A 25,358-nucleotide genomic window follows, 5' to 3' on the forward strand; every position below is an offset into this window, starting at 1 on the left:
CCCGGCCCCGCGCCCGTACGGCCCGGGGCCGTGTGCCCGTTACGGCGCGGGCCCTACGGCCGTACGGGCGTCAGGTCGCGCGGCCGCGGGGCCGTACGGCCGGGTCAGGCCCGCTGGGCGACCGGGGCCGGGGTCAGCGCCTCGGGGGTGCGGACGTGCTCGGGCAGCACGCCGTGGCCGACGAACAGCGGGATCAGGTCACGGACCAGCGGCACCCGGGGGATCAGGCGGAACACGGCCGGGGGCGGGGTGTCGCCCTCGAACACCCGCTTGATCACCTGGTTCTGCACGAACCGCTGCGCCTCCTGCGTGATGACGGTCGGCGGCATGCGGCGGCGCTGGATGCGGGCGAGCACCGAGCGCGGGACGGGTCCCCCGCGCCGCAGCGGCCCGGCCAGCGCGTTCGCGGCGGCCACGGCGTCCTGCACGGCCAGGTTGATGCCGACGCCGAACACCGGCGACATGGCGTGGGCGGCGTCCCCGATGCACAGCAGCCCCTCCCGGTGCCAGCGGCGCAGCCGGTTGACCTGCACGCGCAGCACGCTCGTGTCGTCCCAGGCCCGGACCTGCCCGACCCGGTCGCCGAGGAACGGCAGCAGCCCGCGCACGCGGTCGCGGAACGCCTCGACGCCGGCCTCGCGCAGTTCCCCGGCCGCCCCCTTGGGGATGATGTAGGCGAACTGCCAGTAGGATTCGCGGTTGATCGCCGCCATCATGTAGCCGCTGGAGATGCGCAGGAACGAGTCGGGCGGGTCGCCCTCGCCCCGGTCGACGCGGAACCAGACCACGTCCATCGGCGCTCCGATGTCGGTGGGCACCAGCGCGGCCATCCGCCGGATGCGGGAGTCGCGCCCGTCGGCGGCCACCGTGAGCGTGGCGCGCAGCTCGTGCTCGCCCTCGGCGTCGCGGTAGCGCAGCCCGCGCACGGCCTGCCCCTCGCGGATCACGTCGTACGCCTCGGCCCGCATGACCAGCTTGAACGTCGGGTAGCGCTTGGCGTTCTCGGTGATCATGTTGAGGAAGTCCCATTGCGGGACGAACGCGACGTACTTGTACTTCCCGGGGATGTTCTCCAGCCCGGCGAACGGCTGGATCCCCTCGTCGGTGTAGACGCTGATGCGCCGCGTCTTGCGGTGCGGGATCCGGTGGAACTCCTCGGCGAGCCCCAGCTCGTCGAGGACCTGCAGGGTCGAGGGGTGGATGGTGTCGCCGCGGAAGTCGCGCAGGAAGTCGGCGTGCTTCTCCAGCAGCACCACCTCGACCCCGGCGCGGGCGAGCTGCAGCGCCAGCATCGCCCCGGCGGGCCCGCCCCCGGCGATGGCCACGGTCGTCGTCTCGATGCGCCCCATAGCGCACCTCCCGGACTAGGAATTCAACGCCTGATGAATAACATCATCACACCCGACCCCTGCCCTGTCCACCCCCGTCCTCCCCTCTTCCCGCGCCCCCTCCTCCCGGTCCCTGAGAACGGAAGCGCCCCCCGCGCGGGGGGCGATCGCCTGCTCCCGGGCCCGGTCAGGGGATCAGCCGGGCCATCTCGGCGGGTGGCAGCGAGGGGTTCGCGGCGGCGGCCTCCGCGACCGCCTCGTCCTCGTCGCCCAGCAGCGCGACCAGGACCGGGACCGGGAGGGCGGGGTGGGCGGCGGCCAGGGGGCGCGCGTACTCGTCGGTGAGGCACACCGCGAGGGCCGCCGGACTCGCGTTCGGATGGCGGGCGACCCGCTTCAGCGCCTCGCGCGCGGGCGCCCGCCGTACCACCGCCTCCAGCAACCCCGCCGAGGCGCCCGGATTGCCCGCGACCCCCGCCGCGACCCCCCACCCATGCCGTCCCAACATCTCGCACAGCCGCTCACCCGCGAGGCACGGACGGCTCTTCCCCGGCGTGGTGCTCCGCCCGCCCGAGGTGTGTGGCCGGTGCTTCCGGTGGTGTACGGCGCCGCCGGGCCCTCCCGGGGCGTACGGGGGCGTCGGGGGTGGAGATGGGGGCGCCCCCGGCTCCTGGTGGAGGCGGGGGCGCCGGGCGGGGTGGGTCAGACGACGGCGCCGGAGTCCCGGCGGTCGGCGTAGCGGGTGGGCTTGGGCTTGGCGGCGCGGACCGGCTTGGGCGGCGGCGCGGAGTTGCGCTTCTCCAGGACGATCGCCAGGGGCGTGGCGGTGAAGGCGGAGGACCAGGTGCCGACCCCGATGCCGACCAGGAGGGCGATGGCGAAGTCGCGCAGCGAGTCGCCGCCGAGGACGGCGAGGGCGGCCAGGATGAACAGCGCGCCGAGGCCGGTGTTCACCGTACGCGGGACCGTCTGCAGGATCGCCGAGTTGGCGATGCGGGCGAAGATCCCGGTGCGGTCGGCCCCCCACATCTCGCGGACGCGGTCGAAGACGACGACCTTGTCGTTGACCGAGTAGCCGACGACGGTGAGGATCGCCGCGAGGAACACGCCGTCGATCGGCTTGCCCAGCCAGGCGAAGACGCCGACCACGATCGCCACGTCGTGGAACATGGCCAGCACCGAGGCCAGGCCGAACGTCCAGCGGAACCGGACGGCCAGGTAGAGGAGCTGGGCGAGCAGGGCCACGGCCAGGGCGATGAGGGCGTTCTGCCGGAGCTCGTCGCCGAGGGACGGGCCGATCAGCTCGTCGCGCAGCTTGACGACGTTCCCGCCCTCGGTGGCCAGGGCGGCGCGGATGCGCTCCTGGTCGTCGTTGCCGATCTGGCCGGTGCGGACCGAGATGCCGTCGTCGGAGTTCTGCACGACGGCGTTGGAGAACCCGGCCCCGCTGACCAGCTCGCGGGCACGGTCGGCGCTGAGCGTCTGGCTGGTGGAGTACTCCATCAGGCGGCCGCCGGTGAACTCGATGCCCAGGTTCAGGCCCTTGACCGCGATGCCGGCGACGGCGAGCACGAGGGCGGCCCCGGAGATCGCCAGCCACAGCTTGCGCCGGGACATCAGGTCGAAGTTCCGGCGGGTGAGCCACTGGCGGACGGCGCCGGTGTTGCCGATGCCGGTGATGACCGGGCGGGTGCCGACGAAGCGGCGCTTCATCGTCGTCTCGGTCAGGACGCGGGTGATCAGCATGGCCGAGACCATGGAGGCGAGCACACCGATGGTCAGGGTGACGCCGAAGCCGCGCACGGGGCCCGAGGCCAGGAAGAACAGCAGCCCGGCGGCGAGCACCGTGGTCACGTTGGAGTCGGCGACGGCGCTCCAGGCGTTGCGGAACCCGGCGAGCAGCGCCTTGTGCAGCCCGCGCTCGGGTTTCTCGGCGTACTCCTCCCTGGCGCGTTCGAAGACCAGCACGTTCGCGTCCACCGCCATGCCGATCGCCAGGACGAACCCGGCCAGGCCGGGCAGGGTGAGCGTCGCCCCGAGAGCGACGAGCACGGCGTAGGAGATGAGCGCGTACGACGCGAGCGCGACCGTGGCCAGGAACCCGGACAGGCGGTACATCACGATGATGAACAGCCCGGTCAGCGCGACGCCGATGATCCCGGCGCCGAAGCTGGCGTCGATGGCGGCGGCGCCCAGCGTGGGGCCGACGGTCCGCTGCTCGACGATGGTGACGGGCACGGGCAGCGCGCCGCCCTGGATGAGGATGGCCAGCTCGTTGGCCTCCTCACCGGTGAACGAGCCGGTGATCTGGGTGGTGCCGCCCTGGATGCCGACCTGGCACTGGATGGACTCGGTGACCTGCGGCGAAGAGATGATCTTGTTGTCGAGGACGATGGCGACGCGCCGGGCCGGGTCGCCCGGCTGCTTGCACGCGGCGTCGCCGGTGAGCTTGACCCAGGCCTTGTCCCCGCTGTCGCGGAACTGCACCTGGACGAACCAGGCGCCCGTGCCCTGCGAGTCGATGCCGGCCTCGGCCTTGCTCACGCCGTCCCCGGTGAGGGCGGCGGGGCCGAGCAGCAGCTTCTGCCCGCTCTCGTCCGCGACGAGCTGCTCGCCGGGGCCGGGCTTGGTCTTGTCGTCGCCGACCCCCTTCACGGCGTGGAAGGTGAGCTGGGCGGTCTTGCCGATGACCTCGGCGGCCTTGCGGGGGTCCTGGACGCCGGGCAGTTCGACGACGATGCGCTTTTCGCCCGAGCGCACGAGCGTGGGCTCGGCGACCCCGAGCGCGTCGGCGCGCCTGCGCAGGACCTCCAGGGTGCGGTCGGTGGACTCGGCGTTGGCCTTGACGGTCGGCGAGTCCTTGGTCTCGAAGACGAGCTGGGTGCCGCCGCGCAGGTCGAGCCCTAGGCGCGGCGATTGGGTGAGCGTGATCCACAGGGATCCCGCGATGACGGCAAGCGCGAGGAGCGCCCGCACCATGGCGGCGCGAGACACGAGAGCCTCCACGAATCGGTGACGGTCTGGATCTTCGGTACGGCGGAGCGCGCCGCTCCCGGCGAGGTGTCGCGGGGGCCGCGGCGCGGTCGTACGGCGTCGCGTCCACGGCTCGGGGCGCGGCCGCGCGGCCGCCCGGTCAGGCGGTACGGCGGGGCGCCCCGGCCGGGGTGCGGCGCGGGGGACGGCGGCGCGCGTCGCCGGTCAGGGGCGGCGCGCCGGACGCGTCAGGGATTCGCGGCGCGCGGCGGGGACCGGCCCGGCGTGGCGCCCACATGCACGGACGGGAGCGCGTCCGGGCCCGTAGCGGGCGCGGCCCGGTGCGCGCGGCCCGGCCCCGCGGGCCGGGGGGACGGGGTGAGCAGCCCCGCCGGCGAGGCGTGCGCGCCGGTCTGCACGGCGTGGGCCAGGACCCCGGCGTGCTTGGCGCTGCGGATGGGCGCACCGGCCGCGTTGTCGGCGGGCTCCCCCGAGGTGTCCCAGGCGGGGCCGTTGCCCGCCTGGACGGCGGCCTCGGTGGCGCGGTGGGCCAGCCCCGCGAGGCCGGACGAGAGCAGGATCGCGAGCAGGGCGCGGATGAGGGCCGCGGGGAACGCGCGACGACGCTCCACACCCGCCTCCTGATCACGTGCCCGCCGCGCCGCTCGCGCCGGTTGTCCGCACAGCCTAGTGCCGTGCCGGGCCCCCGTCCTCTTCCGATGCCAAAGATCCCTTCTATCCGGGTTCTGGTCACGGCGAGGGTTTTGGCCAAATCAGTAAATTTCGAACTTTTCCGGCATACGCCGGTAACTCCGCGGAAACGTATCCAGGTCACACTCGGTTGCCCAGGACGCCAGACGGAGGTGAGGCAGTTGCTGCTGCGGCTCAGGGTCTCGATGCCGGACCGGCCGGGCACGCTCGGGCACGTCGCCCGGGTGCTGGGCGTGCTCGGGGCGGACATCCTGCAGGTCACGGTGCTGGAACGGGAGACCGGCCGAGCCGTGGACGACTTCACCGTCTCCCTGCCGTCCGCGTCGATCGTGGCCGGCCGCGACCCCGGCGCGGATGTGGCCGAGCGGATCGGCGCGCTCCCCGGGGTGCGCGTGGAAGGGAGCTGGGTGGCCCGGGAGGCGCCCGGCGCGCTGCCCGACTACGACCTGTTCGCCCACGTCGCCGCCGAGCCCCAGCGGGCGCTGCCGGCCCTGGTGGACGCCGTGCCGCACCTGGTCAGCGCGGACTGGGCGGTGGCGGTGTCCGGGGACGGCGCGGTGGCGCACCGGAGCTGGCAGGCCCCCGACGAGCCCGTGCTACCGGACTCCTCGCTCCCCCGCCCGCAACTGCACAGCCGGGGCGGCGTGCACTACATGTGCGTCCCGCTGGAGGAGGCCCGCGTGATCGCCGCCCGCGAGTCGGGGCCGTCCTTCCACCCCGCCGAGCTCGAACGCCTGTCCCGCATCGCCGACCTCGTCGCCGTCATGGCCCCGGCCCCCGCCCGGATCTGAGGCGGGCCCGGCCGCGCCGGGATACCGTGTGCCTCGGCGCCGCCCGCCGTACGGCCCCAGGGCGTACGGCGGAGCGGGGCGCGGCGGTGCGGCGGCGACGCCGGCGCGGGACGGAGGGCGGAGTGCGGGATCTGGACGTCGAGGTGTGGTGGGCGCCGCGCGGCGCGGCCGGGCCCCATCTGCTGCCGCTGCTCGACCCCGGGGAGCGGGAGCGCTGGTCCCGGTTCCGGCGGGAGGAGGACCGCGACCGGTATCTCGCGTCGCACGCGCTGGCCCGCCTGCTCCTGGGACGCCGCCTCGGGATCGAGCCGGCCTCCGTCGAGTACGTGGTGAGCTGCCGCACCTGCGGCGCGTCCGACCACGGCAAGCCCGCGGTGGACGGGGGGCCCGCGTTCTCCCTGTCCCACTCCGGCGAGGCCGTGGTCGTCGCGCTGGCCGGCGACGCCGGGGCGGGGGCTGGGCGGGACGCTCCCCCGGGCAGGGGCAGGGGCAGGGGCACGGGCGCGGGCGCGGGTGCGGGTGCGGGTGCGGGTGTGGGCGCTGACGCAGGCGCGGGTGCGGGTGTGGAGCTGGGCGTGGACGTGGAGCTGGTGAAGACCCTCGGCGACCACTCCTCGCTGGCGCGCATGGCCCTGTCGGCGCGGGAGCGCGAGGAACTGGCCGGGCGGCCTCCCGCCGACCCCGTCCTGGCCCTGCTGACCTCCTGGAGCCGGAAGGAGGCGCTCCTGAAGGCCACCGGCGACGGCCTGTCCGGCGGCCTCACCTCGCTCACGCTCACGCGCGGGGACGAGCCCCCGCGCCTGCTCTCCTGGCCGCACCGGCCCAGCCTCGACGTCGCCCTGCGCGACCTCACGCCGCCCCCGGGCCACGTCGCGGCCCTGGCGGTCCTGGGCGCCGAGCCGCGCGTGAGCGAACACGACGGCTCGGCCCTCCTCGCGCCGGGCTGATCGCCCTCCTCGGAACCGGGTGGTCAGGACACCGTCACTGGCACCGGTCCCAGACGACGCGGATGCCCCGGCTGCCGCCCCGCCAGGAGAAGACGACCGTCGCCGAGCCCTCGCCGCAGCCGGACACCACGATCCGGATGCTGCGGCTCTGGCCCGCGCCCAGGCTGCCGCCGCCCGGGCTGGCGAACGCGCCGCCGCCGGACGCCGACCAGCTCACCGGCCCGCCCACGGCCGTGATCGTGACCGGCGCGCTGCGGACCGAGCCCATGCCGATGTACGCCGTGGACAGCGCCAGCCGGCCGGACGAGACGGGCTTGCGCGGCTTGGGGGGCGTCTTGGGAGGGGTCTTGGGCTTGACCGGGGAGCGCCGCTTGGGAGGCGGGTCGTCGCGGGAGGGGGTCCTGGCCGCCGGGGCCTTGCCGGTGGGACGGCCGCCCTGGCTCCGGGCCGACGCGCCCTGGCCGCGCTCGCCCGCCTTGCGCTCGGGGGCCTTGCCCGCCTTCGCCTTCACCGGCGTGAGCACCGCCGTCTCGGGGGCGGTCGGCTTGGGGAGCACGAGGCGCGGCGCGGGCGAGGCGGGCGGCGGCTCGGCCGGGGCGGAGGCCATCGGCGCGGGCGTGAACAGCGGCGGCCGCAGCGCCGTGCCCTGGGCCCGCGGCCCGGCGCTCTGCGGCGGCCGGACCGGCTCGCTCTCCGGGGTGCTGGTCGCGTGGGCCAGCGGCGACACCGCCGGGGGCCGGTCCGACTCGCCGCCCATGACCAGCGCGAGCCCGACCACGAACGTGGAGGCGGCGGCCACGACGACCAGCGGGCGCACGCGCAGCCGGCTCTCCGGGTCGCTCTCGTCCGCCGCGACCGCCCAGAAGTCCTCGTCCGGGTCGTCCGGAGCGCGCACGGGCATCCGCCGCAGCGGCAGCCGCCGCAGCAGCGCCTGCGCGGGCACGCCGAGGCGCGGGGCCCGGTCGCAGACCTCGCAGAAGCGCACGTGCCGGCTGAGCTGGGCCCGCAGCGCGGGCGTCGGCTCGGCCAGCCACTGACGCACCAGCTCCGACAGGGGGACGCAGGGCGAGCGCCCGTCGCGGGCGAGCACCACGGCCGCCATCCAGCGTTCGAGGCGGTCCTCGGCTCCGGCGAGCAGCCGCCGCGCCGCCTCGGCGTCCACGCCCAGCACCCGGCCCACCTCGTCCGGGCGCAGCTCATGCCGTACGGACAGGTCGAGCGCCTCGCGTTCGACCGGGCCGAGCCCGCCGAGCCCCTCGGTGACCAGCAGGGCCATGGGCCGCCCGTCGTCGGTGGCCTCGGCCGCCAGCTCGCCGCGCGGCCCGGTCTCCTCGTCCAGGCAGGCGGCGCGCGCCCGGGCGTACACCTCGGCGCGCAGGCCGCGCGGGTCCTCCTGCAGGGCGGGGTCGCCGCGGGCCTGCAGGAGCGTCGCGCGGGCCACGCTCTCGGCCCGTTCCACGCTCAGGTGGGACCGGCAGTAGTCGTACAGCCGGTCGGCGTATGCCTCGATGAGGCCGGCCGGTGCCACAGGCTCATCTGACATGTATCGAAGCATAGAAAGAGCCACGATCTCTGTCAGGACCCGTTAATTGCTTATTTTTCAGATGAGTCAGAATCACCCGGGAGTGCTCCCCCGTCACACCGGGAAAACGATCTAGATATCGGCGGCGCCGCCGCCCGCGCCGTACGGCGGGCGCCCGCGACGTGCCCACGACCGGGGCCGCCGCCACTCATCGGAACTCCCGGAAATCACCCGGACCGTGGGCGGGCTCGCCGCGGCGAACCGCCCGGCTCCGTTTCACGCGGGAACGCGGAGGGCGGGGATACGGACGCGGAGAGGTCATGACCGCGCGAGTCAACCTTCCGGTCACCGCCCGGCCGCCCGGAATTCACGCCGGAATCCCGGTTACGGTCGTCCGCCTTTCGGAAAAGGGGTCGGGCGGCCGTACGGCGGGCGGCGTGGCCGTTCCGGACGGGCCGGATTCTCAGCACCTGGACGCCGTTACCCGTGGGACGGGCGCTGCAATAACCTGGTCCATCGTGAGCGTCCTTCCGACCAACAGCAACCTCGACACCTGGCGTGACCTCCCCGCCGTCCAGCAGCCGGAGTGGCCCGACCCGGGCGAGCTCAAGGCCGTCGTCGACGAGCTCTCCCAGCTCCCGCCCCTCGTGTTCGCCGGCGAGTGCGACCAGCTCAAGGACCGGCTCGCGGCCGTGGCCCGCGGTGAGGCGTTCGTCCTCCAGGGCGGGGACTGCGCCGAGACGTTCGCCGGCGCGACCGCGAGCGACGTGCGCAACAAGCTCAAGACGCTGCTCCAGATGGCGGTCGTCCTGACGTACGCCGCGAGCGTCCCGGTGGTCAAGATCGGGCGCATCGCGGGCCAGTTCGCCAAGCCGCGCTCCAAGCCCACCGAGACGCGCGACGGCGTGACGCTCCCGGCGTACCGGGGCGACATGGTCAACGGGTTCGAGTTCACCCCCGAGGCCCGCACGCCCGACCCGCGCCGCCTGCTGCGCGCCTACCACTCGGCGGCGGTGACGCTGAACCTCGCGCGGGCGTTCACCATGGGCGGCTACGCCGACCTGCGCCAGGTCCACGCCTGGAACCAGGACTTCGTGGCCGAGTCCCCCGCCGGGCAGCGCTACGAGCGGCTCGCCGGGGAGATCGACCGGGCGCTGACGTTCATGCAGGCCTGCGGCGCGGACCCGGCCGAGTTCCACACCGTGGAGTTCTACTCCTCCCACGAGGCGCTGATCCTCGACTACGACCGGGCGCTCACCCGCACCGACTCGCGCACGGGCCTGCCGTACGACGTGTCGGGGCACTTCGTCTGGATCGGGGAGCGCACGCGCCAGCTCGACGGGGCGCACGTGGAGTTCCTGCGGCACATCCGCAACCCGATCGGCGTGAAGCTGGGCCCGACGACCACGCCCGAGGAGGCCCTGGCGCTCATCGAGAAGCTCGACCCCGAGCGCGAGCCGGGCCGGCTGACGTTCATCACCCGCATGGGCGCCTCCCGCGTGCGCGACGCCCTGCCCACGCTCGTCGAGAAGGTCACCGCCACCGGGGCGAAGGTGGCCTGGATCTGCGACCCGATGCACGGCAACACCTTCGAGGCCCCCAGCGGCCACAAGACCCGCCGGGTCACCGACGTGCTCGACGAGGTCGCCGGCTTCTTCGAGGTCCACCGCGCCCTCGGGACCCACCCCGGCGGCATCCACATCGAGTTCACCGGCGACGACGTCACCGAGTGCGTGGGCGGCGGCGCCGAGATCTCCGAGGCCGACCTCCACGAGCGCTACGAGACCGCCTGCGACCCCCGCCTCAACCGCAGCCAGTCGCTGGACCTCGCCTTCCTCGTGGCCGAGATGTACCGCCAGACCCACTGACCCCCGAGAGCCCGCCACCCGCCCCGCCCGGGGCCCGGTGGCGGGCTCTCGCATGCCGCGCCGACCCCGGAAGGGAGACGCTCGGTGCCGCACCGCCCCCCAGGGCCACCGGAGCCGGGCGAATCCCGAGAATCCACGCGCCCCGCGACCACTCCTCAGGTGGTTCCCCCTCGCCGTGATCATGCGGTTTTACGCACAGGGTGTGCTTGAAACCGCGTGATCACGGCGACGGAGGGGGCCGAGGGGGCCGGGCTCAGGAGATGGGCTGGGGTTTCGGGCGGTCTTGAGGGGGCTCCGCGGGCCTGGGGAGGCCCGGCGCCTGGAGGTCCTCGGAGGTCTCGGGGAGTTCGGCGGGGACGGGAGGCGGGTGCGGAGGTGAGGCGGCGGTGGCGGCCGCGGAGAGGGTGAGGGGGAACGCGAGGAGGAGGGCGAGGCCGGGTACGGCGGCGCCGGAGTCGTTGAGGGCGAACCCGGCGGCGATGGTGAGCCACACCGCGAGGAGCGCGTGGCGCAGGGCGGGGGCCTGGGCGTAGGCGGCGCGCAGCGCGGGCGGGGCGGCGCGGGTGCCGTACGCCATCGCGAGCGTCAGCGCCAGGACCGGGAGGACCACCAGCAGGGTCGCCCACGGGCCGCCGAGGGAGCCGAGCATCATGGCGAGCTTGCGGGTGATCGTCTCCCCGGCGCGGCCGGTGACGAGTTCGTCCCAGAAGAGGCCGAAGTGCGTGGGGCTCGGGCGCAGCGAGTCCAGCCAGGCCAGGCCGAGGACCGCCACCGCGCCGGCCGCGACCGCGCCGCCGACGCGGCGGACGGTCAGCCGGACCCGCGCCGTGAGCAGGGTCAGCAGCAGGACGCCGGGGGTCAGCGCCAGCACGCCGCCGAAGTCCGCGCCCCACGAGGGCGACCCCACGACCGCGACCGCGCCCAGCCCGGGGACGAGCACGGCGGCGGCGGCGAACCGGGGCCTGCCCGCCGCCCGCAGGCGCTCCCCCAGCGCGGCCAGCGCGAGCAGGACCGCCGTGACGTAGACCGCGAACGCCTCGTTGCCCAGGCCGAAGGACCGCCCCGCGTTGATCGGGTACAGCCCGTTGAAGTTGTCGATCTGCAGGTTCGACCCGGTCAGCAGGTCCAGCGTGATCGTGCCGGCCGTCACCGCCGCGATCGCCACCGCCGGGCCCAGCGGCCCGCGCCGCCCGCGCGCGAACGCTGCGACCACCGCCACCACCAGCGCGATCCCGGCGATCAGCCCGATCCCGGGGACCGGCGCGAGCGACCACGGCAGCAGGTTCACCAGGTGCATCGCCACCGGCACCGCCCCGAGCACCACGGCGGCCGTCCGCGCGGCGGCGAGGACGCGTTCGCGCCGCGGGTTGCCCGCCGTGCGGCCGGGTCCCCCGTGCCCGCGCGTACGGCGGTACGCCAGGGCCAGCAGGCCGTACGCCAGCAGGTGCGCGATCCCGACGGCCACGAAGAACGGCCCGGCCAGGTCCTGCACGGTCCGGGAGCGGCGGTCGGCCGAGGAGAGGAGCCCGGCGGTGTCCGGCCCGCGCTCGACGCCGGAGGGCCGCCAGGCGACGTCCGCCAGGCCCTCCGGCCGGGGCGCGCCCGCCGCGTCCAGGACGGTCGAGGTCAGGTCGGTGACCTTGACCAGCCCGGCGCGCCGGGTGCTCGGCGAGGTCAGCACGTGGGACCCGAACTCGCCCCCGCCCGGCGCGGGGCCGAGCGCGAACGCCGGGCGCAGGTGCGGCCCCTCGGTGTCGGAGACCGCCGTGACCAGCCGCGTCGCCCCTTCCGGGGCACGGCCGAGGGCGGCGGCGACGGTCGCGTCCGCCCGTCGTACGGCCTCGGCGCGCCGCGCGGCGGTGACCTCCCGGCCTCCGGCGTACGCCTCGGCGATCTCCCCGGCGGCCACGATCGTGACCGGGCACGCGGCGAAGTCGGCCTCGGCGACCGTGCGGGCGTAGCGGGCGACGCGCCCGGTGGAGTCGGCGGCGGCGAGCGCGGCCCCGGGGCCCACGGCGGTGACGCAGCCCCCCGCGCGGGCGACGGCGTCGGCCAGGCGGCCGAGCGGGGGCTTCCAGATGGTCGCGCCGTTGACCGCACGCAGCGTGTCCCACCCGGGGACGCGCAGGTCGGGGCCGGGTTCGCGGGGCGAGGGGCAGGAGGCGTCGGCGCCGTCGGCGAGCGTCCCGGCGGAGATCGTGAGCCAGCCGTCGACCGGGCAGGAGGGGTTGGCGACGGCGCGGGCGGAGATGCCGCCGGGCGAGGCCGACGCCGTCAGGGCGTGCAGCGCCGGGGCGCCTTCGGGGGTGATGTCATCCCAGGCGAGCCCGGGCACGCCGATCAGGACGACCCGCGGCCCGGCGGCGTGCGCCGGCACGGGCGCGATCACCGTCCCCCCGAGCGCGATCGCCAGCAGTACGGTGAACAGCCTGACCAGGCGCGCGATTTCGATGGCTACACAGTAATAGATGGCACTTTCCGCTTTTACCGGACGCTGTCACGGTTTGATGTCGCGGAAGTCCCTCTGACCATCGGGGCCCTTCGGGAGATACGGTTGGGGCAAGGGGCTCCGGGAGGCCGATGCGATGGACTCGTGGATCATCTGGCTGATCGTGGCGGCGGCGCTCGGCATCGCCGAGGTGTTCACGCTGACCGCCTCACTCGGGCTGCTCGCCGTGGCGGCGCTGCTCACGGCGGGAGTCGCGGCGCTCGGGCTCGGCGTGGGCGTCGAGCTGATCGTGTTCGCGGTCGCCTCGCTGGCCGCGCTGATCCTGGTGCGGCCGCTGACCAAGCGGTTCCTCCAGCAGCCGCAGGCGCAGCGGTTCGGCGTGCAGGCCCTGGTCGGGCGCAGCGCGTACGTCGTCCAGGAGGTCACCGGCCGCTCCGGGCGCGTGCGCATCGGCGGCGAGGAGTGGTCCGCGCGCGCCTACGACGAGACCCTGGTGATCCCGCCGGGGGCGACCGTGGACATCATGGAGATCGAGGGCGCCACGGCCCTCGTCTACCCGCGGGAGTAGTCATGGAGATCGCCGGCCTGGTCGCCGGAATCGTCGCCGCGCTGATCGTGATCATCACGGTCCTGCGCACCGTGCGCATCGTTCCGCAGGCGCGCGCCGCCAACGTGGAGCGCCTGGGCCGTTACCAGCGCACGCTGACGCCCGGCCTGAACTTCGTCATCCCGTACATCGACCGGGTGCGCCCGCTGATCGACCTGCGCGAGCAGGTGGTCTCGTTCCGCCCGCAGCCGGTGATCACCGAGGACAACCTCGTCGTCAACATCGACACGGTGCTGTACTTCCAGGTCACCGACCCGCGCGCGGCCTCCTACGAGATCGCCAACTACATCCAGGCGGTCGAGCAGCTCACGGTCACGACGCTGCGCAACGTGGTCGGCGGGCTGGACCTGGAGAAGACGCTGACCTCGCGCGACCAGATCAACAGCCTGCTGCGGGGCGTGCTCGACGAGGCCACCGGCAAGTGGGGCCTGCGCGTCAACCGGGTGGAGATCAAGGCCATCGACCCGCCGGCGACGATAAAGGAGGCCATGGAGAAGCAGATGCGCGCCGAGCGGGACAAGCGCGCCGCGATCCTCACGGCCGAGGGCCAGCGCCAGGCCAAGATCCTCACCGCCGAGGGCGAGAAGCAGAGCGCGATCCTGACCGCCGAGGGCGAGCGCCAGGCGGCGATCCTGCGCGCGGAGGGCCAGGCCAAGGCCATCGAGAACGTCTTCCAGGCCGTCCACGAGAACGAGGCCGACCCCGGCGTCCTGGCCTACCAGTACCTCCAGACCCTGCCGAAGATCGCCGAGAGCCAGGGGAACACGTTCTGGGTCATCCCGGGCGAGGTCACCTCCGCCCTCCAGACGATCACCAGCGCCTTCACCGGCACCGGCGAGCTGGCCCCGGCCAAGCCCCGCCGTACGGACGAGCCGTCCGCCGCGGGACGGGACGAGGAGGACACGCCGCGCGAGATCGAGTCCCGGCGCGCCGGACAGGCGGCGTTCGACGCCTCCGCCGGCCCCTCCCCCGCGACCGCCGAGCGCCCGTCCACGGACGGGCCGGGTCGCGACGTCTGACGGCCCCGTCTGACGACCCGGAGCGGGTGCTGAACAGCCGGCGCGAGGTTGTACGGCTGGCGCGAGGTTGAACGGCGGGCGCGACGCCTCACGGCGGCCCGGCTCGCGGCTGGACGGGCGGCGCCATGAACGACGGCGGGCCGCTTCCTCGCCGGTCGGGCGAGGGCGGCCCGGGAAGTCGTCAGGTCGCCGGCGGTGTCACTGCCGGGTGTCGGGGTTGGCGGAGCCGGTGGGGTCGTTGGCCGCCATGTCCTTGCGGATCTCCTCGCGGATCGCGTCCATGTCCAGCGCGCGGACCTGGCCGATCAGGTCCTCCAGGGCCTCGGCCGGAAGCGCGCCCGGCTGGGCGTAGACCACGATGCCGTCGCGGATCGCCATCACCGTGGGGATCGAGGTGATCTCGAACCCGGCCGCCAGCGCCTGCTGCGCCTCGGTGTCGATCTTGCCGAACTTCACGTCGGTGTGCTTCTCCGAGGCCTTCTCGAAGATGGGCCCGAACATCCGGCACGGGCCGCACCAGGCCGCCCAGAAGTCGAGCAGGACGATGCCCTCGTCCGCCACCTGATCGAAGTTCTGCTCGGTTACCTCGATTGTCGCCATGCCCCCTCCAACACGCCCTTCGATCCAGGGATTCCCCGCGGCGGGCCCGATTACCGTCCCGAGGAGAGATCTTCGCCGTCCCCCGGCCGCCGGGTCAACGCCCGGCCGGTACGGCTGACGCCGGCTTTACCGGCTTTACCGGCTTTACCGGCTCCCGCGACGGCCCGCCGTACCCCCGGATCCGGAAGTGCCGGGCGCGAGGCCGTCGCGGCGCCGGCGCGGCGGGCCCGGTCACCCCGGCTGCGTCAGGCCGTTCTCGTAGGCGAAGACCACCGCCTGGACCCGGTCCCGCAGGCCCAGCTTGCTCAGGATCCGGCTCACGTGGGTGCGGACCGTGCCTTCCGAGAGGTACATCCGCTCGGCTATCTCCGCGTTGGACAGGCCCGCGGCGATCTCGGCCAGGACCTCGCGCTCGCGGGGGCTCAGCCGGGACGCACGCTCGTCCGGGGCGTCGTCCCGGCCGGGCAGGCGCGGGATGAAGCGGGTGATGAGCCGGCGCGTGACGGAGGGCGCGATCACCGAGTCGCCCGCGTGCACGACGCGGATCGCCTCGATGAGGGAGTGCGCGGCGGTGTCCTTGAGCAGGAAGCCGCTCGCCCCGGCCTTGAGCGCGTCGAAGACGTACTCGTCCAGGTCGAACGTCGTCAGGATGAGCACCTTGGGCAGCGGGCCGCGCGCGCAGAGGCGGCGGGTCGCCTCCAGGCCGTCCATCTCCGGCATGCGCACGTCCATGACCACGACGTCGGCCTCGACGGTCTCCAGCAGGTCGAGCGCGCGCCGGCCGTCCGCGGCCTCGCCGACGACCTCGACGCCCTCGGCGCCGCGCAGCACGAGGCGGAAACCCGTGCGCACGAGTTCCTGGTCGTCCACCAGGACGACACGGATCACGTCCACGGCACCAGCGCCCTCACCCGGAACCCGCGGGGCCGCAGCGGTGCCGCCTCGACGACGCCGCCGAGCGTCTCGGCGCGTTCGCGGATGCCCGCGAGGCCGTGCCCCGCTCCGGGGAGCCTCGGGCGGTCCGGCCGGTTGCGGCCGCCGTCGTCGGCCACCTCGACGGCCAGGCCCTTGTCTGTGTAGCTGAGCTGCACGGTGGCGGTCGCGTCCTTCCCAGCATGCTTGAGCGTGTTGGTCAGAGCTTCCTGGACGATGCGGTAGGCCGTCAGGGCGGCCTCCTCGGGGATCTCCCGGGGAGGCGGTTCTATATTCAATCGCACATCCAATGGCAGGCGGTCGGCGAGGTCGGTTATCGCCTCGATCCCCGGCCGCGAATCGACCGGCGCGTCGCGCAGCACCCCGAGGAGCATGCGCAGCTCGTCCAGCGCCGTCGTGCCCAGCGACCCGATCGCCTTGAGCGCGACCGCGGCCTCGGCCTCGTCCCGGGACCGCAGCGCGGCCGAGGCCGCCGCCGACTGGATGACCATGGCGCTGACGTTGTGGGCGACGATGTCGTGCAGCTCGCGGGCGATCCGCACTCGCTCCTCGGCGAGTACGGCCTGAGCGTGGTTCTCCCGCGCGCTCTCGGCGGCGGCCCGCTGGATCCGCAGCGCCCGGCCCACGCCCCACACCCCCGCGCAGAGCAGGAACGACAGCGGGTAGGACTGGGGCGGGTTCGGCGGTGGCACGAACGCGGGCGTCTCCACCCCGGCCGCCTGCGCGAGCGCCACCAGCGCGGGCGCGAGCGTGGCCGCCAGCACCACCTGGCTCCACCGTGAGCCGGACCAGTTGGCGGCGGTGTAGAGCGTGTACATGAGCGCGGTCGGGGTGCCCAGCTCGGCCCAGGTCCCGTTGAACTCCGTCCACACGTCCCACCGGCCGCTCGCCAGCCACAGCCCCCAGACGAGCACGAGCACCGGGATGGGGTACCTCCGCCGCAGCGCCAGGCTGGCGTACGCCGCCAGGTCGCCGAGGAAGCTCCAGGGCACGCGCGCGGTGATGCTGTGCCCGGAATACGGCACGTGAATCAGCAGGAAGACGCAGACCCCCGCCGCCAGGAGGGCGTCCGCGAGCTGCCAGTGATCGCCGATCCACCCCGACACGCGCCGCACCACCGATTTCGGAGGCGGCGTCCCCTCGAATTCGCGCATCATCCTCACGGCATAGGTCGGCCTACGCATATACGCGGACAGGGGTAGACCTTACGGCATACAACTGACGGAAGCCGAAAACCGGACCGCCGGAATCGGCGATCCCGGGTACGGCGGGGCGCCCCGGCTCCGGACGCCCGCCGTACCCGGGTCGCCGGGTTCAGCCGGGGGCGTCCTCCCGTACGGCGAGAACGCGGGCGATGACCAGCGCGACGCGGCGCGGGTTCCCCACCGGGCCGATCCGGTCGCCCCAGCTCCAGACGTACGCGCCGGTCGCGCAGCTCACGTTCTCGGCCATGGTCTCCGCCTCGGGGTTGACCACCCGCAGATAGGGCCAGCCATTCCGCTCGGCGCACACGCGCGCCCGCAACCCGAATTCGGCGACCTCGTCGCCCAGCCTCCTCAGATGCGCGACGAGCTCTTCCCCGGCCATCGGCCCCACCACCTCGAATCGTTCGCGTTTCCCTTCGTGTGGCCATATGACCACGCCCGCGATACGCTCCGCACACACTCCATAACTCCATCCCCCTCCATTTCCACCCCCCTTTCCCGTAGGCGAGATGTAGTTTCCGCGTATCGGAAAAGCGCTCTTACCGGAAGGTGAGTCATGCCCAAAAGCGATAATCACCTGCGCTGGTTCGGCGAGGAGCTGCGGATCTGGCGCCAGCAGGCGGAGATGTCCCAGGAGCAGTTGGCCGCCCGCATCGGCTACTCCTCCAGCCAGGTCGGCCACGTCGAGACGGCGCGCCGCGCCCCCGACTCCACGTTCGTCGACCACTGCGACCGGGTCCTCCAGACCGGCGGCGCGCTCACCCGCCTCTGGGAACGCACCCGCGCCGCCGCCTACCCCGCCTGGTTCCGCTCCTGGTTCGAGATCGAACAGGAGGCCTACCGGCTGCGCTCCTGGCAGCCCCTCGTCGTCCCCGGGCTCCTCCAGACCTACGAGTACGCCCACGCGCTCTTCAGCGTGGAATCGGACAAGTCGGCCGAGGAGGTGGAGAGGCTGACCCAGGCACGCCTGGAGCGGCAGGACATCCTCTCCGGCGGCGACGCCCCCATCTTCACCGCCCTGATCGACGAGGCGGCGCTCCTCCGCCCGGTCGGGTCGGCCGCCGTCATGGCCGGTCAGCTCGCCGCCCTCGTCGAGGCCGCCGTGAGACCCCGGCTGACGATCCAGCTCATCCCGTTCGACACGGGAGCCCACGCGGGGCTTCCCGGGCCGTTCGCGCTCGCCACGCGCCGCGGCGACAACGGGCGCGATAGCGTCTACTCTGAGGGTCCCTTCGGCGGCACCGTGACCGACCGAGATGAGGACGTAGCAGCAGCCAACGTCAGGTTCGACGCCATCCGGGCCGTCGCGCTTCCGGCCAAGGCGAGCGTCGACCTGCTCCGCGAGATGGAGAAGGCATGGACGCAGATGGCACGGTCTGGCGCAAGTCCCGGCGCAGCGGTTCCACGGGCGGGGATTGCGTCGAGGTGACGCGGGTGGCGGCCGGGGAGGTGGACATCCCACACAAGGCCGACGCCGAATACCTCTACCTGATGCGCGACTCCAAGAACCCCGACGGCCCCGTCCTCGCCTTCACCCCCAGCGAATGGGAGGCCTTCACCCTCGGCGTCAAGGACGGCGAGTTCGACGACATGGTCGAGGACTGATCCGCCGTACGGCCCGCGCCAGAGCGGGCGCGGGCCGTACGACCGTGATCAGGCCAGGCGGTAGAAGGCCGGCATGGAGCCGGTGCGGTTGAGCAGGAGGTTGGCCGAGACGTAGGAGCGGAAGCTCGGCTTGGCGAAGGCGCGCGCGGCGAAGCGCGGGAAGCTCACGTCCCAGCGCGCGTGGTTGACGAAGGTGTAGGCGGACTCCCCGATCGGCTGGAGCAGGGTGGAGTTGTCCAGGCCGGTCTCGACCACGAACCAGCCGGCCAGGTGCTCCCACAGCTCCAGCGCGACGCCGGGGTCCTCGGCCACGAAGTAGTTGAACAGGAACAGGCCCTGCCGGTTCTTGTCCACGTCGCCGAGGCGGCGGGCGCACCGCGCGTTCATGACGTGCACGTCCTTGGTGACGCCCTGCACCGCCTGGAGCATCTGGCGGTACGGCTCGCTGTCCTCGACCGCGCCGATCACGTCCGGCGTGGCCGTCTCGACCAGCACGACCACGTCGTACCGGGCGGGGCGGGCGGCGGCGATGCGGGCGTAGCCGGTGACGACGGGCGGGATGACGACCGCGCGGTAGACGGTCGCCTTGACGACGTCGCCGAGGTCGTCGAGGTCGTGCGCCAGGGTCTTGAGCCGGGCCAGCAGCGCCTGCTTCCCCGCCCCCGTCCCGGGGCGCGGCACCCGCCCGGACGGCGGCCGTACGGCGGCGGCGAGGTGGATGTAGCCGTTGGGGGACGGCTCCTGGAACGGCACCATGCGGTACCTGGGCTGGGGGTTCAGAATCTTGAGTTCCATGGCGACTTCCACCGTCGGAGGGAACGGTCAACCGCCCCGCATACCCCGACCGGTCCCCCCTGAACATCCCCGGGCCCCGTGGCACATCAACGCCGCCCCATCGGTCTTCCTGGAATATGGATGGGTACGGCCCCCGCCACGGGGCGGGGGCCGTACGGGATGGCGGGTCCGGTCAGCGGCGGCGCAGGTTCAGCGCGATCAGGACCGGGTCGTGGTCGGAGGAGCGGAAGGCGTCCGGGGTGTAGAAGTCCGGCTGCTTGTCGTCCTTGTAGATGTTGTAATCCTGGAAGGCGGTCTCGTCGCTGTTGATGTGCCAGATCGTCGCGCCGGTGACGCGGGCGCTCAGGTTCCCGCCGGTGAGGGCGTGGTCGAGCTCGCCGAGCTGGCCCTGGAACAGGTAGCTGTACCGGAGGGGCGCCGGGACGAAGCGCTTGGTGACGCTGCGCAGGCCGGCCTTCTCCAGGGTCTTGATCGGGTCCTCCTCGCCGTAGGCGTTGAGGTCGCCGAGGACCATCGGGTTGGGCAGCTTCTTCCCGGCGATGAAGGCGTTGATCGCCTCGGCCTGCTTGACGCGGGTGGCGTTCCAGCAGCCCTGGCCGTGGTCGGCGTCGGGGCCGGTCGCGTCGCCGCAGCCCTTGGACTTGAAGTGGTTGACGATCAGGGTGAACGGCTCGCTGCCGCCGGCGCGCTGGAACGTCTGGGCGAGCGGCGGGCGGCTGTAGACCGGGTTCGGGTCGGAGATCGCCGCGCCGACCGGGGAGACCTTGGCCGGCTTGTACATCATCGCGACCTTGATCTGGTCGGTGCCCGGGAGCGGGTGCGTGATCCCCTTGTAGGTGCCCGCGCCCAGCTTCGCGTTGACGGCCTCGACGAGGGCGTTCAGCGCGGTGTCGCCGTTGTTCTCGACCTCCATGAGGCCGACGACGTCGGCGTTCAGGCCCTTGATCGCCGCGACCAGCTTGGCGAGCTGGCGCTCCCGCTCGGCGGCGTTGTTGGCGCCGCGCCCGGGCGGGTTGTCGGTGGTGAACCAGTTGAGCGTGTTGAAGCCGGCCACCTTGACGTTGCCGAACAGCGGCAGCGGGGCGGGCAGGCGCGGGTTGGTGCGCAGGAAGTCCACGCGCTTGGTGGGCAGCAGGCGGTGCCCCTTGAACTCGCTCATCACGCCGGTCACGCCGAGGGTGGTGTCGCCGAGGCGGACCACGCGCGGGGTCGTGTGCGGGATCGTCGCCGGGAACGTGCCGGGCGCGGCGTCGTCGATGACGAGGGTACGGCGGGCGTTGAGCTCCTTGGAGACGCCCTCGCGGTCGGTCGGCTGGAAGACCCGGCCCTCGGAGGAGACGGCGATCTCGCCGTACTGCCCGAGGCGGTAGTGGTCGGTGACCGTCAGCGGCTCGCGGAAGGTCGTGAGCATGCCCTCGACCGGCTCGAACGTGACGCCCTCGGGCCGGGGCAGCTTGTACGCCAGGGGGCGGACGGAGCCGGTGCCGCAGACGTCGAGGTCGCTGACGGAGGTCACCTCGGTCAGGCCCTCGTACTCCTTGACCGTGCCGGAGACGCGCACGCGGTCACCGGGCTTGACATCGCCCGCGGAGGCCGGGGCGTGGACGAACAGGCCCTCGGAGGTCCTGGGGTCCGCGTCGGGGGTGTCGTCCTGCACGTAGAAGCCGTTGAGCTGCCCGGGGGCCTGGAAGTCGGCGGTGACGACGCCCTCGACCCGGACGGCCTTGCCGGCCAGCGGGCTCGCGTCGCCCGTGCCCTGGACCTCGGCGATCTGGTGCGTGACCGGGGTGTCGCAGTCCGGCGAGGCCGTGGGGGACGGCGTCGGGGTCGGGGTGGCCGTCGCCGTGGGGGTCGGGTCCGGGGTGGAGCCGCCGCACGGGGCGGCCGGGGAGGCGGAGTTGCGCGGCGCGGGGGCGCCGGCCTCGACGTCGGCCGCGTTGTCGTCGGTGTCGGCGCAGCCGCCGCCCTTGCGCAGGCCCGCCGTCGTGTTCGACAGGGCGGGGGCCGGGCCGGTGCCCTCGTAGAAGTCGGCGGAGCCGTACGCCACGAGGTCGCGGATCTGGGCGAGCTGCTCGGGGGTGCACGGCGCGGACCTGCCGTTGCAGGCCAGGCCGTCCGCGGAGCCGACGAGGGCGACCTTGCCACCGGTGCCGCCCATCGCGATGCCGCCCGTGGTGTCGGGGGCGGGCAGGGCGGCGCCGTTGCCGGCGCCGGCGCCGAGCTGGACGAGGTGGTATCCGCCGGGCGCGACGGTGCCGGACAGCGCGACCTTGTTGGCCGCGAAGTGCCCGGTGCCGGCGGCGCTGGTGTACTGGACGGTCCAGCCAGCCAGCGACACCGGGGCGGAGCCCCGGTTGAAGAGCTCGACGAAGTCGTGGGTGTAGGGGGCGCCGGAGTTGCCGCCTCCGCCGTACACCTGGCTGATGACGACGGCGCCCGGCTCGGCGGAGGCCGGGGCGAGGTTGAGGGAGACGAGGCCGCCCACGGCGAGACCCGCCGTGGTGAGGGCGGCCGCCGCCCGGGAGAGAAGACGCATGGTCGGGAGCGTATGGGTGGGTTTCGACGATTTCGCAACTTTCCGGCGAATTTGGCGTAACCTGCCGAACACCCTCCCGCGTCTCCCAGGACGACGGCGCAGACTTGCCAAGCCGTACGGGAACAAACCCCTCACACCGGAACTAGGTCCCCCAGTACTCCGCCTTGAGGAGCCGCTTGTAGAGCTTACCCGTGGGGTGCCGGGGCAGCTCGTCGCGGAAGTCCACCGAGCGCGGGCACTTGTAGTGCGCGAGCCTCTCCCGGCAGTACGCGATCAGCTCCGCTTCCAGCTCCGGCCCCGCCTCGCCGGGGGACGCCGGCTGGACGACGGCCTTGACCTCCTCGCCCATCTCCGGGTGCGGCACGCCGAGCACGGCCACGTCCGCCACCTTGGGGTGCACGGCGAGCACGTTCTCGGCCTCCTGCGGGTAGATGTTCACCCCGCCCGAGATGATCATGTACGACCTGCGGTCGGTGAGGTAGAGGAAGCCCTCCTCGTCGAGGTACCCGATGTCGCCGAGGGTGGACCAGCCCCGGCCCTTGGGGTCCAGCGAGTCCGCGGTCTTGCGCGGGTCGCCGTGGTACTCGAAGCGCGGCCCGTCGGAGAAGTAGACCGTGCCGTGCTCGCCCGGGGGCAGCTCGTCGCCGTTCTCGTCCAGGATGTGCACCACGCCGAGCAGCGGCCGGCCGACCGTGCCCGGGTGCGCGAGCCAGTCCCGCGGCCCCGCGTACAGGAAGCCGTTGCCCTCCGTCCCGGCGTAGTACTCGTGCACCACCGGCCCCCACCAGTCGAGCATGGCCCGCTTGACCGGGATCGGGCACGGCGCGGCGGCGTGGATGGCGTACCGCAGGCTCGACAGGTCGTGCTTCCGCCGCGTCTCCTCCGGCAGCTTGAGCATGCGGATGAAGTGCGTCGGCACCCACTGGCTGTGCGTGACGCCGTACCGCTCGATCGCGGCGAGCGCGCCCTCGGCGTCGAACCTCTCCATGACGACGATGGTCGCGCCGAGCCGCTGGAACGTCATGCAGTACCGCAGCGGCGCGGCGTGGTAGAGCGGCGCCGGCGAGAGGTACACCGAGCCGGGCGCGGGGTCGAAGAGGAACTGGATGAGCTGGAGCAGCGGGCCGGGCGTGCCCATCGGGGCCCTGGACAGCGTGGGCTTGACCCCCTTCGGCCGCCCGGTGGTGCCGGAGGAGTACAGCATGTCCACGCCCTCGCACTCGTCCGGAAGCGGCTCGCCGGGGTGCGCGGACACGGCCTTCTCGTAGGAGTCGAACCCCTCCGCGACGCCGTCCAGCATGAGCCGGCGGGCGACCCGGGGCGTGCCGGCGGTGATCGAGGTGGCGACGCCGGCGAGCGCGGCCGAGGAGACGAAGACCTTGGCCTCGCAGTTGTCCACGATGTAGGCCAGCTCGTCGGCCTGCAGGCGCGGGCTGATCGCCGTGTAGTAGAGCCCCGACCGTTGCGCCGCCCACGCGACGGCCAGGAACAGCGGATGGTTCTCCAGCATGAACGCGATGTGGTCGCCGGGGCGCAGGCCCTCGGCGTGAAGCAGCCGGGCGAGCCGGTTCGACTCCTCGTCCAGCTCACGGTAGGTGATGACGCGCCCAGAACCCGCCATGATCACGGCCGGCCTGTCGGGCGTCTGCGCTGCGACGGCTCCGAGGTGCATGAAACCGAACGCTACTCGGTTTGATCCTCGCTGAGAATAGGCTTCGTGCTCGAACGACTCCGCGAGACCTTCCTCGCCTGCGACTACACCATCGACGGCGTACGGCGGCGCCTGGGCGACGCCGCCGCGACCGCCCTGTCCAGGGAGGAGATCGTCCCCGCGCTGCGCGCCACGGCCGACCTCGACCCGCTGGGCGTGCTGATCCGCCTGTGGTGGCTGCAGGTCCCGGTGGGCGCGGCCGACGCCCGGCGGGTGCTCGGCGACCTCCCGCCGGGCCTGGTGACCGTGGCCGGGGACGAGGTCCGCGCGGCGGTGCACATCCAGCCGTGGGAGGACGGCGACGAGACGTTCTACCTGGTGTCCGACCTCAAGGTACGGCCCGGCGACCCCGCCCTGCGGCCCGACCACGTGGTCGGCGCGGGCGGCGCGTCGGCCAACCTGGCGCAGCTCGCCGTACGGCACGGCGTGGAGACCGCGCTCGACCTCGGCACCGGCTGCGGGGTGCAGGCGCTGCACCTGTCCCGGCGGGCCGGGGCCGTCACCGCGACCGACGTGAACCCTCGCGCGCTGGAGCTGTCCGCGCTGAGCTTCGCGCTCTCGGGCGTCGCGAACGTGGAGACGGCGGAGGGCTCGCTGTTCGAGCCGGTGGCGGGGCGGCGGTTCGACCTGGTGGTGTCGAACCCGCCCTTCGTGATCTCGCCGCGCGGGCGGTTCACGTACCGGGAGTCGGGGCTGAACGGCGATGACGTGTGCGCCGAGCTGGTGCGGGGCGCGCCCGGCCACCTGGAGCCGGACGGCTGGTGCCACCTGCTGGCGAACTGGCTGCACACGGACGCGGAGCCCTGGCAGGACCGGGTGGGCGGCTGGCTGGCCGGCACCGGGTGTGACGGCTGGGTCGTGCAGCGCGACGTGCAGGACCCCGCCGAATACGTCGAGCTGTGGCTGCGCGACTCGGTCGAGGCCGGGACCGCGCGCTACACGGAGCTGTACGACTCCTGGCTCGGCTGGTTCGACTCGCTCGGCGTCACCGGGATCGGCTTCGGCTGGATCAGCCTGCACGCCTCCGGGGCGCAACGGCCGGTGGTCCGGGTCGAGGAACTGCGGCACCGCGTCGAGCTGCCCGTCGGGGCGTACGCCGGGGACGTGTTCGGCGCGTTCACCACCGCCGAGCGCGTGGAGTCCTGGGACTCGGTGGTGCTGCGCGCCGCGGACGGCCTCGTCGAGGAGCGCGTGGGACCGCCCGGGGCCGAGGACCCCGAGCGGATCGTGCTGCGCCAGACGCGGGGGCTGATGCGGTCCGCCCAGGTGGGGACGGTCGAGGCGGCGCTCGCGGGGGTCTGCGACGGCACGATGCCGCTCGGGCCGCTGCTGTCCGCGATCGCCCAGCTCACCGGGGAGGACGAGGCCGCGCTCCGCGACCGCGCCCCAGCCGCCCTCCGCCCCCTCGTCGCCGACGGTTTCTTCTCGGTCGCCGGGGACTGATCCCTCCCCTTTCCTGAGCGCGGTGCAGCGCGCGGCGGTCCTCGCCGTGCGCGCCGCTGGCCGTGCGCGCCGCTCGCCGTGCGCGCCGCTCGCCGTGCGCGCCGCTCGCCGTGCGCGCCGCTCGCCGTGCGCGCCGCTCGCCGTGCGCGCCGCTCGCCGTGCGCGCCGCTCGCCGTGCGCGCCGCTCGCCGTGCGCGCCGCTCGCCGTGCGCGCCGCTCGCCGTGCGCGCCGCTCGCCGTGCGCGCCGCTCGCCGTGCGCGCCGCTCGCCGTGCGCGCCGCTCGCCGTGCGCGCCGCTCGCCGTGCGCGCCGCTC

At 73.8% G+C, this 25,358-nt stretch carries 21 protein-coding genes; 8 read left to right on the top strand and 13 right to left on the bottom strand.

Features of this window, described 5'->3' with window-relative positions; genetic code table 11:
* Positions 1–104 precede the first annotated feature (104 nt).
* From D5H75_RS18215 to D5H75_RS18230, 4 genes are all read right to left on the bottom strand, one after another.
* Positions 105–1,349 (bottom strand): FAD-dependent oxidoreductase, encoded by a 1,245-nt coding sequence (locus tag D5H75_RS18215; protein ID WP_119927675.1) that lies wholly within the window; start codon positions 1,347–1,349, stop codon positions 105–107.
* Positions 1,350–1,515: 166 nt separating this feature from the next.
* Positions 1,516–1,836, bottom strand: a complete 321-nt coding sequence (locus D5H75_RS18220; RefSeq protein WP_147425202.1) for a hypothetical protein — start codon at positions 1,834–1,836, stop codon at positions 1,516–1,518.
* 194 nt (positions 1,837–2,030) lie between these two features.
* Complete coding sequence (secD, locus tag D5H75_RS18225; RefSeq protein ID WP_119927677.1) at positions 2,031–4,322, bottom strand: protein translocase subunit SecD; 2,292 nt, start codon at positions 4,320–4,322, stop codon at positions 2,031–2,033.
* Positions 4,323–4,549: 227 nt separating this feature from the next.
* A complete protein-coding gene (locus D5H75_RS18230; protein WP_119927678.1) occupies positions 4,550–4,933 on the bottom strand; it encodes a hypothetical protein in 384 nt (127 codons plus the stop codon).
* 231 nt (positions 4,934–5,164) lie between these two features.
* Between D5H75_RS18230 and D5H75_RS18235 the strand changes: the two genes are divergently transcribed.
* Together D5H75_RS18235 and D5H75_RS18240 are read left to right on the top strand one after the other, a co-directional pair.
* Positions 5,165–5,803: an ACT domain-containing protein gene (locus tag D5H75_RS18235; RefSeq protein WP_242454341.1), complete on the top strand. Its 639-nt coding sequence runs from the start codon at positions 5,165–5,167 to the stop codon at positions 5,801–5,803.
* Positions 5,804–5,925: 122 nt separating this feature from the next.
* The gene (locus tag D5H75_RS18240) at positions 5,926–6,750 is read left to right on the top strand and encodes a 4'-phosphopantetheinyl transferase family protein (RefSeq protein WP_119927680.1); all 825 of its coding nucleotides are present in this window, start codon (positions 5,926–5,928) and stop codon (positions 6,748–6,750) included.
* Positions 6,751–6,784: 34 nt separating this feature from the next.
* Here D5H75_RS18240 and D5H75_RS18245 read toward each other — a convergent pair whose 3' ends face one another.
* The gene (locus tag D5H75_RS18245; RefSeq protein WP_147425203.1) at positions 6,785–8,293 is read right to left on the bottom strand and encodes a hypothetical protein; all 1,509 of its coding nucleotides are present in this window, start codon (positions 8,291–8,293) and stop codon (positions 6,785–6,787) included.
* Between the two features lie 497 nt (positions 8,294–8,790).
* Between D5H75_RS18245 and D5H75_RS18250 the strand changes: the two genes are divergently transcribed.
* Positions 8,791–10,140, top strand: a complete 1,350-nt coding sequence (locus tag D5H75_RS18250) for a class II 3-deoxy-7-phosphoheptulonate synthase (protein WP_202638273.1) — start codon at positions 8,791–8,793, stop codon at positions 10,138–10,140.
* A 253-nt stretch (positions 10,141–10,393) separates the two neighbouring features.
* Here the strand turns inward: D5H75_RS18250 and D5H75_RS18255 are convergent, their stop codons facing one another.
* Complete coding sequence (locus D5H75_RS18255; RefSeq protein ID WP_119927682.1) at positions 10,394–12,529, bottom strand: hypothetical protein; 2,136 nt, start codon at positions 12,527–12,529, stop codon at positions 10,394–10,396.
* A gap of 196 nt (positions 12,530–12,725) precedes the next feature.
* Between D5H75_RS18255 and D5H75_RS18260 the strand changes: the two genes are divergently transcribed.
* Together D5H75_RS18260 and D5H75_RS18265 are read left to right on the top strand one after the other, a co-directional pair.
* Entirely contained in the window at positions 12,726–13,157 is a 432-nt protein-coding gene (locus D5H75_RS18260; protein WP_119927683.1) for an NfeD family protein, read from the top strand.
* Positions 13,158–13,159: 2 nt separating this feature from the next.
* Positions 13,160–14,215 (top strand): SPFH domain-containing protein, encoded by a 1,056-nt coding sequence (locus D5H75_RS18265; protein ID WP_119927684.1) that lies wholly within the window; start codon positions 13,160–13,162, stop codon positions 14,213–14,215.
* A 198-nt stretch (positions 14,216–14,413) separates the two neighbouring features.
* Here the strand turns inward: D5H75_RS18265 and trxA are convergent, their stop codons facing one another.
* The 4 genes from trxA to D5H75_RS18285 form a co-directional block, all read right to left on the bottom strand.
* Complete coding sequence (trxA, locus tag D5H75_RS18270; RefSeq protein WP_119927685.1) at positions 14,414–14,815, bottom strand: thioredoxin; 402 nt, start codon at positions 14,813–14,815, stop codon at positions 14,414–14,416.
* 231 nt (positions 14,816–15,046) lie between these two features.
* The gene (locus D5H75_RS18275) at positions 15,047–15,703 is read right to left on the bottom strand and encodes a response regulator (protein WP_119927862.1); all 657 of its coding nucleotides are present in this window, start codon (positions 15,701–15,703) and stop codon (positions 15,047–15,049) included.
* Positions 15,700–16,854, bottom strand: coding sequence for a sensor histidine kinase (locus tag D5H75_RS18280; RefSeq protein WP_206781960.1), 1,155 nt, complete (start codon positions 16,852–16,854; stop codon positions 15,700–15,702). Before D5H75_RS18280 ends, D5H75_RS18275 begins: the two co-directional genes overlap by 4 nt.
* Before the next feature lie 208 nt (positions 16,855–17,062).
* Positions 17,063–17,335 (bottom strand): hypothetical protein, encoded by a 273-nt coding sequence (locus D5H75_RS18285; protein WP_119927687.1) that lies wholly within the window; start codon positions 17,333–17,335, stop codon positions 17,063–17,065.
* A gap of 174 nt (positions 17,336–17,509) precedes the next feature.
* On the opposite strand from D5H75_RS18285, the gene D5H75_RS18290 reads away from it, so the two are divergent.
* Both D5H75_RS18290 and D5H75_RS18295 read left to right on the top strand, forming a co-directional pair.
* Positions 17,510–18,382: a helix-turn-helix domain-containing protein gene (locus D5H75_RS18290; RefSeq protein WP_119927688.1), complete on the top strand. Its 873-nt coding sequence runs from the start codon at positions 17,510–17,512 to the stop codon at positions 18,380–18,382.
* Positions 18,379–18,558, top strand: a complete 180-nt coding sequence (locus D5H75_RS18295) for a DUF397 domain-containing protein (protein ID WP_340137767.1) — start codon at positions 18,379–18,381, stop codon at positions 18,556–18,558. The genes D5H75_RS18290 and D5H75_RS18295 overlap by 4 nt, the downstream gene beginning before the upstream one ends.
* 48 nt (positions 18,559–18,606) lie before the next feature.
* On the opposite strand, the gene D5H75_RS18300 is transcribed toward D5H75_RS18295, so the two are convergent.
* The 3 genes from D5H75_RS18300 to D5H75_RS18310 all read right to left on the bottom strand — a co-directional run bounded on the left by D5H75_RS18300 (position 18,607) and on the right by D5H75_RS18310 (position 23,561).
* A complete protein-coding gene (locus D5H75_RS18300; protein WP_119927690.1) occupies positions 18,607–19,353 on the bottom strand; it encodes a hypothetical protein in 747 nt (248 codons plus the stop codon).
* Between the two features lie 172 nt (positions 19,354–19,525).
* Positions 19,526–21,889 (bottom strand): ExeM/NucH family extracellular endonuclease, encoded by a 2,364-nt coding sequence (locus D5H75_RS18305; protein ID WP_119927691.1) that lies wholly within the window; start codon positions 21,887–21,889, stop codon positions 19,526–19,528.
* 142 nt (positions 21,890–22,031) lie between these two features.
* Positions 22,032–23,561 carry an acyl-CoA synthetase gene (locus D5H75_RS18310; protein WP_119927863.1) on the bottom strand — a complete coding sequence of 510 codons (1,530 nt, stop codon included), beginning with the start codon at positions 23,559–23,561 and terminating at the stop codon, positions 22,032–22,034.
* A gap of 45 nt (positions 23,562–23,606) precedes the next feature.
* On the opposite strand from D5H75_RS18310, the gene D5H75_RS18315 reads away from it, so the two are divergent.
* Positions 23,607–25,043, top strand: a complete 1,437-nt coding sequence (locus D5H75_RS18315) for a DUF7059 domain-containing protein (RefSeq protein ID WP_422674037.1) — start codon at positions 23,607–23,609, stop codon at positions 25,041–25,043.
* The last annotated feature ends 315 nt before the right edge of the window (positions 25,044–25,358 follow it).

Origin of the sequence: Bailinhaonella thermotolerans, assembly GCF_003594875.1 — a bacterium.
GTDB classification, from domain to species: domain Bacteria; phylum Actinomycetota; class Actinomycetes; order Streptosporangiales; family Streptosporangiaceae; genus Bailinhaonella; species Bailinhaonella thermotolerans.